This is a genomic window from Geothermobacter hydrogeniphilus (genome assembly GCF_002093115.1).
In the GTDB taxonomy this organism is placed as follows: Bacteria; Desulfobacterota; Desulfuromonadia; order Desulfuromonadales; family Geothermobacteraceae; genus Geothermobacter_A; species Geothermobacter_A hydrogeniphilus.
On the sequence record NZ_NAAD01000030.1, the window covers coordinates 1 to 13626 of the forward strand.

The following is a 13626-nucleotide window of genomic DNA, read 5'->3' on the forward strand; positions in this document are numbered from 1 at the left end:
GCCTGCTCGCAAGAGTAAGCAGAAAGAGCTTTCGCCTGCGGCGGGCATGGACACTACCTCTTGCCGGCTTTGCAGATCACGAAACCTGCGGCGCTCCCGTAGCCACGCCCGGCAGTGGTGCTAGATGAATCTGGCTACGCAGGGGGCAGACAAACGGGGTACACAGGGGGACCTGAAAAAAACCCGCCATAAAGGTATCCCCAGCACTACCGTTGAAGGTGGCCGAGACGTGCCCGCATGCAAGGCGCGCGAAGACTGAAACCGCAGGTGTAGCGGCAGCTACATCGAGGATTGAAGGCTGAGCGCAACGCAGCAGACGGGTGCGTATCGGCCGCCCTGCCCCTCAAGGGCCGCCCATCACACGAGGCAACCATGTGACCGACTCCGGTATCAGCACAATAATCAGCAGGCCGATCAGCTGGATGACGATGAAGGGAATGATCCCCCGGTAGATATGCCCGGTGGTCACCTCCGGCGGCGCCACCCCTTTCAGGTAGAAAAGGGAGAAGCCGAACGGCGGCGTCAAAAACGAGGTCTGCAGGTTGACGGCGATGAGGATGCCGATCCACAGCAGATCAACCCCGAGATGCTGGAAGATCGGTGCCACCACCGGCACGATGATGAAGGTGATCTCGATGAAGTCGATGAAGAACCCGGCGATGAAGATCACCAGCATGACGATGAACAGGAACATGTGCGGTCCCATGTTCGAATCGAGAATCAGGTGGGTGATGTAGCGGTCGCCGTTGAGCCCGCGGAAGACCAGGCCGAAGGCGGTCGCGCCGACCAGCAGCACGAAGACCATGCAGGTCAGGAGGGTGGTCCCTTTCATCACTTCGTGCAGGGTCCTGAGGCTGAATTTCTTCTGCCAGAGGGTCAGCAGGGTGGCGCCGAGAGCGCCGACGGCGGCCGCCTCGGTCGGCGAGGCGATCCCGGCGAAAATCGACCCGAGCACCGCGAGGATGAGGAAAAAAGGCAGCAGGAAAGCGCGAATCACCCGCTTCACCATCACCTTGCCCTTGAACAGCGCCAACTCTTCCGCCGGCATGGCCGGGGCCGACTTGCCCCGGAAAACGGCGACCAGCACGATGTAGAACATGTAGAGCCCGACCAGGATCAGGCCGGGAATCACCGCGCCGACGAACATGTCGCCGATGGAGATGTTCATGATCGAACCGAGCAGCACCAGTACGATCGAGGGGGGAATGATCTGCCCCAGGGTTCCGGCGGCGCAGATGGTGCCGGTGGCCATCTCCGGGGAATAGCCCCGCTTGAGCATGGTCGGCAGCGACAGCAGGCCCATGGTGACCACGGTGGCGCCGACAATGCCGGTCGACGCGGCCAGCACCGCGCCGACGACAATGACTGAAATCGCCAGCCCGCCGCGCAGGCGCCCGAACAACAGGGCCATGGTTTCCAGCAATTCTTCCGCCAGCCCCGATTTCTCCAGCATCAGCCCCATGTAGACGAACAGCGGCACGGCGATCAGCACATAGTTGCTCATCGTCCCCCAGATCCGCAGCGGCAGCAGCTGGAAGAAACCGAGCCCGAAGGTGAAGTAGCCGAAGATCAGCGAAACCCCGCCGAGGGTGAAGGCAACCGGGAAACCGAACAGCAGCATCCCGAAGACAACCCCGAACAGTGCGATGGGAAGCCATTCAGGCATGACCGCCCCCCTTCCCCGGCTGCAGGTTTCCGTCATCGGGAGGCTCCGGTTGATCCTGATGGCGATCAGGCAGCGGCCTGCCGATCAGGGTGCAGAAAGAACGCAGGGTGAGCGAGATCCCCTGCAGCAGCACCAGCACGAACCCGGCCGGGATCGCCGCCTTGAGCAGGTAGCGCGCCGGCAGGCCGCCGGGGTTGGGGCTGCCCTCGTGGACCGCCCAGCTCATCTGCACGAACATTTTGCTGGTCCAGATCACCAGGATCGAGAAGGGGATGAGAAAGATGAGACAGCCGATGAAATCGATCACGGCCTTTTTTCGGGGGCTGAAGCGGCTGTAGAAGACATCGACCCGGACATGCCCCTCTTCTTTCAGGGTATAGGCCGCGCCGAGCAGAAAAATCAGGGCAAAGATATGCCACTCAAGCTCCTGGACCGCGACCATGCTCTCGTTCAGCATGTAGCGGGTCACGACATCGAAGCAGACCACCAGCACCATCAGGGTGGTCAACCAGGATACCAGGTAGCCGACCTTGTCATTGAACCCGTCGATCAGTTTGACGAGCCGGGCGATAACTTTCACAAACGCCTCCCGGTCAAGTAGGACCTGAACCAGGGACTTGCCGGAAACGGGCTCAGGCCAAGCAGGAACTGCGACATCCGGAAGACTCCGGGCGTCGGAAAACCACTTGAAGTTAAAGGAGACGCTGTTTTCTGTCAACCTGAATGAAATGTTGATCCGATGAAAAAGCTGATTTCATTGACATCTTTTCGACCATTAGCTAAAGTGCCTGCACCATATGCGTTGTCTTTATCGCGAGTGGTGGAGGGACAGGCCCTGCGAAGCCACAGCAACCGGTCGGCGGATGTCCGATGCCAGGTGCTAATTCCTTCCCGTCCGAACAGTTTCGGAGGGGACAGATGAGGACGGAGCCGCGACCACTCGATCACCACGAGACTCGACAGGCCCCTTCCCCATCTGATGCGGAAGGGGATTTTTGTTTTCGCCGCAGGAAAACCGTATTTTAACGGAGAGCCGCCGAGAGGGAGAGATCGCAGAGAAAATCAAAAACGTTTTTTGGGTTTAAAAAGATTCTCTCCGGCTCTGCGTTAAATTTGCCCGTGAACTTCCTGGCAGCATGAACTTTTTGCGACAAACCTTAAAAACTTAAAGAGGCTTGCTTGTTTTGGAAACCTCAGTCGGGATCGTCACAACTGAATATGCCGAGTTCGATCTCGAACTGCGCCTCGAAAGCGGCCGCCTGCTCGGTCCCATCACCCTCGCCTACGAGACCTACGGTACCCTGAACGACCGCCGCGACAACGCCATCCTGGTCACCCACGCCTGGACCGGAGACGCCCACGCGGCCGGTCGGCATCATCCCGACGATCGCAAACCGGGCTGGTGGGACGGCATGATCGGCCCGGGCAAGGTCCTCGACACCGACCGTTTCTTCGTCATCTGCTCCAACGTCATCGGCTCCTGCAAGGGCTCCACCGGACCGACCAGCATCAATCCCCGCAACGGGCGCCCCTACAACCTCAACTTCCCGGTGATCATGGTGCGCGACATGGTGCGCGCCCAGGTGCTGCTGATCGACCGGCTCGGCATCGACCGCCTGGTGACTGTCATGGGCGGATCGATGGGCGCCATGCAGGCCCTCGAGTGGGGCATCCATTACCCGGAACGGGTCCGCTCCATCATCCCCATCGCCGGCACCGGCCGCACGTCGCCGATGGCGATCTCCCTCAACGCCGTCGCCCGCCAGGCGATCTACAACGATCCGCTGTGGAAAAAGGGCAACTACCGTCCCGAACACCCCCCGGCCGACGGCCTCGCCCTGGCGCGCGCCATCGGCCACATCTCCTTTTTATCCGACGCCTCAATGCAGATGAAGTTCGGACGTCGCTTCTCCGCCCGCGACGGCCAGTTTGATTTCTTCGGCCAGTTCGAGGTGGAACGCTATCTCGAATACAACGGCGGCAGTTTCATCGACAAGTTCGACACCAACAGCTTCCTCTACCTGGCCAAGGCGCTCGATCTCTACGATGTCGCCTTCGGTTTCGACAGTCGCCGCGAAGCGCTGAGCCAACTGCAGTGTCCGTCGCTCTGGTTCGCCTTCACCTCGGACTGGCTCTACCCCCCCTACCAGACCGAAGAGGTGGTCGAAATCCTCAGAGAGCTCGACAAACCGGTTGAATACCACCTGATCGACTCGGCCTACGGCCACGACTCATTTCTCGTCGAACCGGAGAAATTCACCCCGAAAGTGGTGGAACTGCTGGATCGGTTGACCGCAGAAAAATAAACAGCCAACGGCTCGCACCGTTGGCTGTTGTCATTGAAAAGGAGTCCTGGCCCCCTAGTGTCCCGTGCGGTTAATCCTGCCTTCTAATTCAGGCCCTTTTGGCCGCGGTCTGCGTTTCGCCTCCTCGGCTTAACTCAGGCTAGGCCTGCGTCGGCGCGCCTTGACCGCAACCAAAATGACTCAGAATTAATTGACACAACTAACCGCACGGGACACTAGCCCCTTGGCCACCCTGTTCTCACCCACCTTTTGCCCTTAGCCCTTGGCCTTTAGCCGCCCCTGATTTATTCAAACAAATCGAGCTGGTTGAAGCGGTAGGCGGGACTCTTGAAGGGACGCTTGAGAAAGCGCGGACATTCGAGCAGCAGCACGTTCTCCGGCTGCCGGCACTCGCGCAGGCAGCGGCGGCAGAGCTTGTTGCATTCATCTTTGGACAGCGGCTGCGGCATCGGTTTCCCCCGGTGATGGATGATGGCGATTATCGGTGATGACCGCTTTTTTTGCAATCCCGGCGCGTCAGACCCAAATCCACCGGCAATTTCAGGATTCAGCTGTCGTTACGGATGAATCTGCTTCGTTGCCTTCACCGATTCGGTGCTCAACGTAGCTCGACTACGTTTCCGCCCGAATCGGCACGGCGTCTTGCATCACCACCCGTCCCGCCACCCTCGGTCCACAAAACAGCCGGTGGATTAGGGTCAGAGGGAAACCGGTTCCCCCGGTTCGACCGCGAGGATGGCGGCAATCGCCCGTTTCAGGTGTTCCATCCCCCGCTCTTCCGGTTCCATCGCGATCTCGATGCGTCTGTCCGGCCTGGTGTGCCGGTAGAGCGGGTCGTAATAGTCGACCATCAACCGGGCTGTCAGCTCTTCCCATTCTCCGGCATCGAGCAGGGCGAGCAGTTCCTCGATACGCTCCCGCCCCAGCCGCTCCTTCAGAGCGCGAATCGGCACCGCGAACTGGTCGCGCAGCTGGTCACGGGCGGGGTAATCATCGAGAATCACCCGCACCCGGTAAGCGAGCGAGGCCTCGATCCAGAGGCTGGTTTCGACCTGCAGGGCGGCATAGACCCGCTCCGGCAGCACCACCCGGCCGATATGCTTGCTCTCCCCTTCGGTCAGGGCGTAGCCATCCGTGGGGATCTGGCGCAACCGGTCCCAAAGCAGTGCCTCGAACATCTTCTGCGACGGCTGCCGCGGCAGCCCGAGAGCGCCGAAGGCGCTGCCGCGATGGTTGGCCAGTCCCTCCAGATCGATCACCGGGTAACCGTCCCGTTCGAGTTTCTGCAGCAGCCGCGTCTTGCCGACCCCGGTCAACCCGCGCAGCACCAGCAGCCGCCCCCATTCTTCATCGGCGAAGAAGCGGCAGACATGGGAACGGAACGCCTTGTGGCCGCCGGTCAGCTGACGCACCGGAAACCCGGCCAGTTCAAGAAAGGTCGCCAGCGAGCGGCTGCGCATGCCGCCGCGCCAGCAGAAGACGATCACCGGCGGCCGCCCCCCGGCCAGCGCCTCCTCGACCGTCGCGATCATCCGCGGGATTTTCGGGCTGACCAGGTCCACCCCCAGGCGCCGGGCCTGCCGCTTGCCTTCCTCGGCATAGCAGAGCCCGACCCGGTGACGTTCCTCATCGTCAAAGACCGGCACATTAATGGCTCCCGGAATGGTGGCGGCGGCAAACTCGGCGGGACTGCGGGCATCAACCAGCAGCGCCCCCCGATCACGCAGGGCCAGGGCCTGTTCCAGGGTAATACTCAGATCTCTCATAACATCCTCCTGAATCAATGGGTCCCTTGTCAGCGGATAGCACACGTCATTGATCTGCCTGAGCTTCCCAAAAATCACCAGCGAACCTATGGGTGCGCTTCAGATTTTTGGGAGCCTCATTCAGACCAGGCACCTGCACTCTCCATCCAACAGGTACTCACTGATTCAGGATCCCGCGATCAAGATTATCGACATCTCGCGGCCGCCGACGACGGCCGCCGATTCCGACAGGGCAGTTATAGCGGAGGGCGGAATCGGGAAACAAGCAAAACTTCCCGCCTCCGGCAAAAAACCCCGATTCCACTCTTGACAGCCACGCAGAACAGGTATATCTTCAGCCTCCGTTGTCGCGGGGTAGAGCAGTCTGGTAGCTCGTCGGGCTCATAACCCGGAGGTCGGAGGTTCAAATCCTCCCCCCGCAACCAAAAAATTCAAAGGGATCCGCGCTTGCGGATCCCTTTTTTTGTACCGCCCCCTCCCCCCTCAAACTTCCGGTTGCAATTTTCCGCCACTCTGCCGACAATACAGGATAACCCAACCCCGGGAGGGACCATGCGCTATCTGCCCTGGCTGCTTGCCGCCTGCCTGCTGTTCGCCGCTCCGCTCCACGCCGCCGGACAGAACGACACCGACTCCATCGACCGCCAGGAAGCCGCTCCCTCGGACACATCGGAACTGAGCATCGAACAGCTGCGTCAGGCCGCCGAAAACGGTGACCCGGGTGCCCAGTTCAACCTCGGCCTGGCCTTCCAGAACGGCCGGGATGTCCCGACCGATCCGGTCCAGGCCGCGATCTGGTATCGCAAGGCTGCCGAACAGGGGCTGGCAGAGGCCCAGTACAACCTGGCCATCCTCTACAGCCGGGGAGAAGGGGTCGAAACAGATCCGGCACAGGCGGCCGACTGGTATCGCCAGGCCGCCGAACGGGGGCTGGCGCAGGCCCAGTATAATCTCGGCCTGCTGTACCTGGAAGGAACCGGGGTGACGCAGGATGACGCGGCGGCGGCACGCTGGTTTCGCAAGGCCGCCGACCAGGGGCATACCGGCGCCCAATTCAGCCTGGCCGGACTCTATGCCGCTGGCCGCGGTGTCGACCAGGACTACGCCGAAGCGGCCCGCCTCTATGAACTGGCCGCCGAGCAGGGAGAGGTCGCCGCTCACTGCAACCTCGGCGATATCTACGCCGACAGCGACAATCCCCGGCATGATGACAACCAGGCCCTGGAATGTTACCGTAACGGCGCCCTGCGTGGTGACGCCAACGCCCAGTTCAACATGGGCGTCTTTTATCTCACCGGTCGCGGCACGGTGGAGAACCGGGTCAAAGCCTTTGCCTGGTTCAGCCTGGCGGCTGAAAACGGTCAGGCTGATGCCGCCCGGAATGTTGAGATCCTGAAAAAAGAGTTGACCGGCACCGAACAGGCGATGGCCGACGTCGAGGCCAGGGAATTGCGTCGTCAGCTGGGACAATAAACCCGCGCTTTTCGCCAACGCGTCCTTGCGCCCCGAACATTCCCTGCTAGGATTGGGGTTGTTTGTGTCCATACCCTGAACGTTCGCCATCTCACTTGCCCAGGTCTGCTTTCCAGGAGGATAAGGTGCCCGGGAATCGGCTGTTATCGGTACTGGTCATAGAGGACAACCCTGCCGACGCCGGGCTGATCAGAGCCATGCTGGGCAACAGGACGTTCACCCTGACCTTCTCCTCCCGCCTCGCCGAGGCCCAGCATCTGATGCAACAGCAATCCTTCGACATCATCCTGATGGACCTCGGTCTGCCTGACAGCCAGGGGCTGCCGTCGCTTGAGGTTCTGCTCAGGGAGGCGGGGATACCGATTGTCGTCATGACCGGGCTGGATGATGATGGCCTTGCCCAGCAGGCCCTGCAGCGCGGCGCCCAGGATTACATCATCAAGGGGGCCGAAGCGGACCATTTTCTCGCCCGTTCGTTGCAGTATGCTGTTGAACGTCACCAGATCGATCAGCAGTTGCGCCATCAGAAAGCGCAGTACAAATTATTGACGGAACAGTTTCGCGCCCTGTTTAACGGCATCCCCGACGGCCTGGTGCTGCTAACCCGGGATCTGGACATCATCTGGGCCAATGAAGGTGCCTGCCGGTTTCTCCCGGAAACGGAAAAACCGGTCGAAGGGAAAAAATGCCACCAGGTTTTTTTCAGCGAAGAGACGCCCTGTCCGGACTGCATTGTCCAACGCTGCTTCGCCTCCGGTCAATCTCTCAGCGACAAGGTCACCACCCCCGATGGACGCATCCTCGGCCTGCGCGCCTTTCCGATCAAAAATCGCGACGGCGTCGTTGACCGGGTGATCGAACTCTCCAACGACATCACCGAGCGCGTGCGCCTGCAGTCCGAAGCGATACGCACCGACCAGCTCGCCTCCCTGGGAGAACTGGCAGCGGGGGTCGCCCATGAAATCAACAATCCCATCAACGGCATCATCAATTACGCCACCATCCTGAAAAAATGCGCCGCCGACAACTTCGAGGCGATTGAGATTGCCGGGCGCATCGAACGGGAAGGCGATCGGATCGCCAGCATTGTCAGCAAACTGCTCCATTTTTCCCGGCAGCGGCAGGAGACCAAGCGTCCCGCCTCCGTCGCGGCAATTCTCGATGACACCCTGGGACTGATCCGCAACCAGCTCTACAAGGACGGCATTGAACTCTGCGTTGACCTGCCCGACGACCTGCCGGCCGTCAATGTTCAACCGCAACAGATCGAACAGGTTTTTCTCAACCTGATCAACAATGCCCGTTACGCCCTGAACAGCAGGTTTCCCGATCGCAGAAGTGCCGAAAAGAAACTGACCATCCGTGCCGACTACCTGGGAGGCGGCTTCATCCGTACCAGCATCCACGACAACGGCACCGGCATCCCGGATGAAATCCGCAACCGGATCCTGGCCCCCTTCTTTTCGACCAAACCGGTCGGAGAAGGAACCGGTCTGGGACTCTCCATCAGCCACAGCATCATCCAGGAGCATGGCGGCCGACTGACCTTCGAGTCGGAGGTCGGAGTCTTCACCCGGGTACAGGTTGACCTGCCCTGCGCTCTCGGTATCGCAGAAAATACCTCTCCGCAATGAGACTGTCCCACAAGAGCTTCCTCGCCATCATGCCGCTGGTGCTGCTGATCATCGGCGCCCTCTCTTTTCTGCAGCTGCAGCTTTCCACTCACAGCCTCAACCAGCAGGCCCTGCGAGGCATGCACAGCCTGCTTGATCTCTTCTTCCAGCAACACCTCGCCCCCCTGCAGCGGCAATACCCGAACAGCGGGACAGCGGGACAGGAACAGGCGCTGCAGGCCGCAGCCGACTTCCCCCTTCCGGAAGGCGGACACCTGCTCATCTTTGGCCATGACGGTGGACTGTTGCTCGACACCCGGCCGGGGAACAATGGCTCACATGGAGAAAACCATTACAGGTTCCTGACCTCCAGGGGCTGGAATCCGGCGGGGACGACCGAATTCGAAACCAGCAACCCGGACGACAACGAGGTTTTTCTCGTCCGGCCTTTTCCATCCTGGAAATGGCAGGTTGTGTTCGCCTTTAAAAACCAACTCCTTGAAACGGGAAAAAGGCAACTGCTCCACATCAGCATCGGCATCACCGCCGCGGCAACCCTGCTGCTGATCATCATCCTGACGATTCTCACCCGCAAAACCCTGATCAGGCCGATCAAGAAGCTGCGAAGCCGGGCCGGCCAGATCGCCCGGGGCGACTTCAACCACCCCGCCCCCCTCGACAGTCGGGACGAACTGGGCGAACTTGCGGCCAGCATGGAACAGATGGCGGCCCAGCTCGACGCGCAGCACCGGCAATTGAACCGGGAGCTGCAACTGCGGCGGAGTGCCGAGGAAGACCTGCGGCGGCTGACGGTCGAGCTTGAGCAGCGGGTCCAGGAACGCACCGCGGCGCTGCAGCGATCAAACCAGGACCTGGAACAGTTCGCCTATGTCGCCTCCCACGATCTGCAGGAGCCGCTGCGGATTATCACCGGTTATGTCCAGCTGCTGCAGCGGCGCTACCAGGGGCAACTGGACGCGGATGCCGATGAATTCATCCACTTCGCCGTCGACGCGGCGAACCGCATGAAACAGTTGATCAACGACCTGCTCGACTATTCGAGAATCGATCGCAAGGGCGACCCTTTCGTCGAAGTCGACCTCAACCGGGTCCTCGACCGGGCCCTGAAAAATCTTGAGTTGACGATCGAGGAAAATGGCGCCAGAATCGAAAGTGAGCGATTACCGGGCCTGGTTGCCGACCCGGGACAGATGGAGCGGCTGCTCCAGAACCTGATCGGCAACGCGATCAAATTCCACGGGCAGAATCCGCCGGTCATCAAGGTCTTCAGTCAGCGCGAAAAAGATGCCTGGCGCATCACGATTGAGGATAACGGCATCGGCATTGACGCCCTCTACCGGGAACGCATTTTTCAGGTATTTCAACGTCTGCACGGCCTAGCCGAGTACCCCGGAACCGGAATCGGCCTGGCCATGTGCAAAAAAATCACGGAACGCCACGGAGGACATATCGGCGTTGATTCCGAACCCGGAAAAGGCGCCTGTTTCTGGTTTGTAATTCCCGACAGGAGGACCCCATGACTTCTATTGCCAACAGCCACCCGATCGAAATCCTGCTGGTCGAAGACAACCCGGCCGATGTGCGCCTGACGAAAGAGGCGCTGCGCGAGGGAAAGATCCTCAACAACCTCAATGTCGTCCACGACGGCGTCGAAGCACTGAAATACCTGCGCGGCATCGGTGAATATGCCGGCCGCCCCCGGCCCGAACTGGTGCTGCTGGATCTCAACATGCCGAAAAAGGATGGTCGGGAAGTTCTCGCCGAGGTCAAAGCCGATGAAGACCTGAAACGCATCCCGGTCGTTGTCCTGACCACCTCGAAAGCCGAAGAAGACATTCTGCGGAGCTACAACCTGCACGCCAACTGTTTTATCACCAAGCCGGTCGATCTCGACCAGTTCTTCGGGGTAATCAAAACTATCGAAAGTTTCTGGCTGGCCGTCGTCACCCTGCCCAACTGAGAACACCGTTAACTTCCCACCCGGCCCGGCCGATAAGAAGATATCAATTATCGGGGGGTCACTCATGGTGGATTACAACGATCTGAAAATCCTGCTGGTCGAAGACCAGAACACGGCGGCAACCCTGGTCAGGGAACAGCTCGCGACCGCCAAATCCTTTCGTTTTCACCTCACCCTGGCCGACCGCCTCGACAATGCCCTGGCACTCGGCAGGCGACAGGACTTCGACGTCGCCCTGGTGGATCTCGGGCTGCCGGACGCCGGCGACGGCGAAGTCTTCGAACGCCTGCACCAGCGATATCCCGAACTGCCGATCGTCATCCTCTGCGACGACGATCAGGAACAACGGGCCATCGACCTGGTTCGTTCCGGTGCCCAGGCCTACCTGGTCAAGGGTGGTTTCGGCCCGAGCAGCCTGGCCAACACCGTCCGCTACGCCATCGAGCGCCAGAAGCTGTACAAGGCGGTGGAAACCACCAGTATCCAGGCGGTCGAAGCCGGGGCCCGCCTGCAGACCCTGATCCAGCACTATGCCGACGCCATCATCGTTCTCGACCATAACGACATCATCAGTTTCGCCAACCCGGCCGCCGAGGAACTTTTCGGCACCAGCCAGGAGAACCTCATCGGGACCCCCTTCATTTTCCCCCTCAAGCCGGGGAAAAACAGTGAAATCGAATTTCTCGGCAAAGGCGGCATGCCGGTCGTGGTCGAAGGATTGACCAGCGCCATCGAATGGGACGGATATCCGGCCCAGCTGGTTACCCTGCGGAACATTACCTCCCGCAAGCAGCTGGAACGCAAAATCGACGCTGAACGCGGTTTCCTGCAACGCGTCATCGACGGCGTCATGGACCCGATCATGGTCACCGACCTCGACTGCCGGGTGCGGCTGAAAAACAAGGCCGCGGGCCAACTGCTGGCCGGTGATCCGGGAGACAACTGGCCGTTGCGCTGCCACCGGCTTCCCGACCGCCCGGAACGTCCCTGCCGCAGCGGTTCCAGCTGCTCCCTCGCTGAAGCGCGCAAGGGAGCCGTCTCCCGCCATATCCAGGATTATCGTCTCCCGGACGGCCGCGTACGCCACTTCGAGGTCGAGGCGACGCCCCTGAAAAGTGATGACGGTTCGATCCAGGGCATCATCGAAGCCTCCCGCGATGTGACCGAACGCCTGCTGGCCGAAAAACACCTGCGCCAGAATCAGCAGACCCTGCAGCACCTGGCGCTGCACGACCCCCTCACCGACCTGCCGAACCGGATGCTGTTCATCGACCGCCTGAGACAGGCGCTGGCCAAGGCGAGACGCAACGACCGTCCGCTGGCGCTGATGTTTCTTGATCTCGACCGTTTCAAGAACGTCAACGATTCCCTCGGCCATTCCTGCGGCGACCTGTTCCTGCAGGAAATCGCCTCCCGGCTCGGCGGCTGTGTGCGGGAGACCGATACCGTCGCCCGGCTTGGCGGAGATGAATTCGTCATCCTGCTCGAAGATATCCACGACAACCACGCCGTCAGCCGCATGGCGCAGAATTTCCTCAACAGCCTTTCCCGCAAACTGCAGGTCGATGGTCACGACCTCTACCCGACAGCCAGTATCGGCATCAGCCTCTACCCCAATGACGCTGAAGACGCCGAAGAGCTGATGAAATGCGCCGATGCCGCCATGTACCTGGCCAAGGAGCGGGGCCGCAACACTTACCAGTTTTTCTCCGCCGAGCTGAAATCGAAAGCCCATGAGATGCTGACTCTCGAATCGGCCCTGCGCCAGGCGATCCAGCAGGAACAGTTGCGGGTCCATTACCAGCCGCAATACAGCCTGACCCGCCGCAAACCGGTCGGCCTCGAAGCCCTGGTCCGCTGGGAACATCCGGAACGCGGACTGATTTCTCCAGCCGACTTCATTCCCCTGGCCGAGGAGACCGGCCTGATTATCCCGATCGGTGAATGGGTGTTGCGAACCGCCTGCAGACAGCATAAGAAATGGCTAGACCAGGGGATGCGTCCCCTGCGCCTGGCCGTCAATCTTTCACGCCGCCAGTTCCGCCAGAACAACCTGATCGAAATGATCGGTGAAATCCTCGACGAGTCGGGATTGCCGCCGGAGCTGCTGGAACTTGAGATCACCGAAAGTTCGATAATGAACGATGTCGAAAATGCCATCGGCACCATGCACGCCCTGCGGGAAATGGGTGTCCACCTGGCGATCGACGATTTCGGCTCCGGCTATTCAAGCCTCAGTTGTCTCAAGCAGTTCCCGATCTCGAAACTTAAAATCGACCAGAGCTTCGTCCGCGACCTGACCAGCGTCGCCGGAGATGCCGCCATCACCCACGCCATTATCGACCTGGCACGCAATCTCAAGCTGGAAGTCGTCGCCGAAGGGATTGAAACCCGTGAGCAGATGCGCTTCCTGAAGAAAAACGGTTGCCACCACGGCCAGGGATTTCTCTTCAGCAAACCGCTGCCGGTCAAGAAAATCGCCGTCCTGGTCCAGAACTGGGTGCCGCGTTTCGGTTTTGGGCGGAGAATGATGCCGGCCCTGTCGTGAGGGCGTCTGAAATGCCGTCATCTGCTGCGTTGCCCTCAGCCTTCAATCCTCGACGTAGCTGCCGCTACGCCTGTGGTTTCAGTCTTCGCGCGCCTTGCATCTAACGACATTTGAGCCGCCTTGGGACGGTGGTGCTGCGGGTGGCCGATACGCATCCGTCCGCAGCATTGTTCACATCATCCGTCACTGCCAAACAACCTGACACAGCGTCGCAGATTGTCGCCTGTCCAAGTGTGCCAACTGTGCCACAACGCCCATGGGGACCTTATTGAG

10 protein-coding genes, 1 tRNA gene and 1 riboswitch are annotated in these 13626 nt (G+C 60.4%); of the genes, 7 read left to right on the forward strand and 4 right to left on the reverse strand.

Features of this window, described 5'->3' with window-relative positions; all coding sequences use genetic code 11:
• Window positions 1–343: 343 nt before the first annotated feature.
• Together B5V00_RS15500 and B5V00_RS15505 are read right to left on the reverse strand one after the other, a co-directional pair.
• Complete coding sequence (locus tag B5V00_RS15500) at window positions 344–1666, reverse strand: TRAP transporter large permease (RefSeq protein ID WP_085011716.1); 1323 nt, start codon at window positions 1664–1666, stop codon at window positions 344–346.
• The gene (locus B5V00_RS15505; protein WP_245803999.1) at window positions 1659–2246 is read right to left on the reverse strand and encodes a TRAP transporter small permease subunit; all 588 of its coding nucleotides are present in this window, start codon (window positions 2244–2246) and stop codon (window positions 1659–1661) included. Before B5V00_RS15505 ends, B5V00_RS15500 begins: the two co-directional genes overlap by 8 nt.
• 225 nt (window positions 2247–2471) lie before the next feature.
• Window positions 2472–2591: riboswitch (SAM riboswitch) on the forward strand.
• Between the two features lie 259 nt (window positions 2592–2850).
• On the opposite strand from B5V00_RS15505, the gene metX reads away from it, so the two are divergent.
• Window positions 2851–3972 carry a homoserine O-acetyltransferase MetX gene (gene metX, locus B5V00_RS15510; RefSeq protein WP_085011717.1) on the forward strand — a complete coding sequence of 374 codons (1122 nt, stop codon included), beginning with the start codon at window positions 2851–2853 and terminating at the stop codon, window positions 3970–3972.
• A 284-nt stretch (window positions 3973–4256) separates the two neighbouring features.
• On the opposite strand, the gene B5V00_RS17250 is transcribed toward metX, so the two are convergent.
• Together B5V00_RS17250 and mnmH are read right to left on the reverse strand one after the other, a co-directional pair.
• Window positions 4257–4421, reverse strand: coding sequence for a hypothetical protein (locus B5V00_RS17250; RefSeq protein ID WP_172399781.1), 165 nt, complete (start codon window positions 4419–4421; stop codon window positions 4257–4259).
• A 249-nt stretch (window positions 4422–4670) separates the two neighbouring features.
• A complete protein-coding gene (gene mnmH / locus B5V00_RS15515) occupies window positions 4671–5738 on the reverse strand; it encodes a tRNA 2-selenouridine(34) synthase MnmH (protein ID WP_085011718.1) in 1068 nt (355 codons plus the stop codon).
• Window positions 5739–6086: 348 nt separating this feature from the next.
• Between mnmH and B5V00_RS15525 the strand changes: the two genes are divergently transcribed.
• The 6 genes from B5V00_RS15525 (at window position 6087) to B5V00_RS15550 (ending at window position 13353) form a co-directional block, all read left to right on the forward strand.
• Window positions 6087–6163: transfer RNA gene (locus tag B5V00_RS15525), tRNA-Met, on the forward strand.
• A 127-nt stretch (window positions 6164–6290) separates the two neighbouring features.
• Window positions 6291–7211 (forward strand): SEL1-like repeat protein, encoded by a 921-nt coding sequence (locus B5V00_RS15530; RefSeq protein ID WP_085011720.1) that lies wholly within the window; start codon window positions 6291–6293, stop codon window positions 7209–7211.
• A 125-nt stretch (window positions 7212–7336) separates the two neighbouring features.
• Window positions 7337–8845 carry an ATP-binding response regulator gene (locus B5V00_RS15535; protein WP_172399782.1) on the forward strand — a complete coding sequence of 503 codons (1509 nt, stop codon included), beginning with the start codon at window positions 7337–7339 and terminating at the stop codon, window positions 8843–8845.
• Window positions 8842–10365, forward strand: coding sequence for an ATP-binding protein (locus B5V00_RS15540; protein WP_085011722.1), 1524 nt, complete (start codon window positions 8842–8844; stop codon window positions 10363–10365). The genes B5V00_RS15535 and B5V00_RS15540 overlap by 4 nt, the downstream gene beginning before the upstream one ends.
• Window positions 10362–10805 (forward strand): response regulator, encoded by a 444-nt coding sequence (locus B5V00_RS15545; protein ID WP_085011723.1) that lies wholly within the window; start codon window positions 10362–10364, stop codon window positions 10803–10805. Before B5V00_RS15540 ends, B5V00_RS15545 begins: the two co-directional genes overlap by 4 nt.
• A gap of 64 nt (window positions 10806–10869) precedes the next feature.
• The gene (locus B5V00_RS15550; protein ID WP_085011724.1) at window positions 10870–13353 is read left to right on the forward strand and encodes an EAL domain-containing protein; all 2484 of its coding nucleotides are present in this window, start codon (window positions 10870–10872) and stop codon (window positions 13351–13353) included.
• Window positions 13354–13626: the final 273 nt, after the last annotated feature.

Coding starts and splice junctions, on each gene's coding strand:
- B5V00_RS15500 (WP_085011716.1), bottom strand. CDS start 1,666: ATGCCTGAATGGCTTCCCATCGCACTGTTCGGGGTTGTCTTCGGGATG.
- B5V00_RS17250 (WP_172399781.1), bottom strand. CDS start 4,421: ATGCCGCAGCCGCTGTCCAAAGATGAATGCAACAAGCTCTGCCGCCGC.
- mnmH (WP_085011718.1), bottom strand. CDS start 5,738: ATGAGAGATCTGAGTATTACCCTGGAACAGGCCCTGGCCCTGCGTGAT.
- B5V00_RS15530 (WP_085011720.1), top strand. CDS start 6,291: ATGCGCTATCTGCCCTGGCTGCTTGCCGCCTGCCTGCTGTTCGCCGCT.
- B5V00_RS15540 (WP_085011722.1), top strand. CDS start 8,842: ATGAGACTGTCCCACAAGAGCTTCCTCGCCATCATGCCGCTGGTGCTG.
- B5V00_RS15545 (WP_085011723.1), top strand. CDS start 10,362: ATGACTTCTATTGCCAACAGCCACCCGATCGAAATCCTGCTGGTCGAA.
- B5V00_RS15550 (WP_085011724.1), top strand. CDS start 10,870: ATGGTGGATTACAACGATCTGAAAATCCTGCTGGTCGAAGACCAGAAC.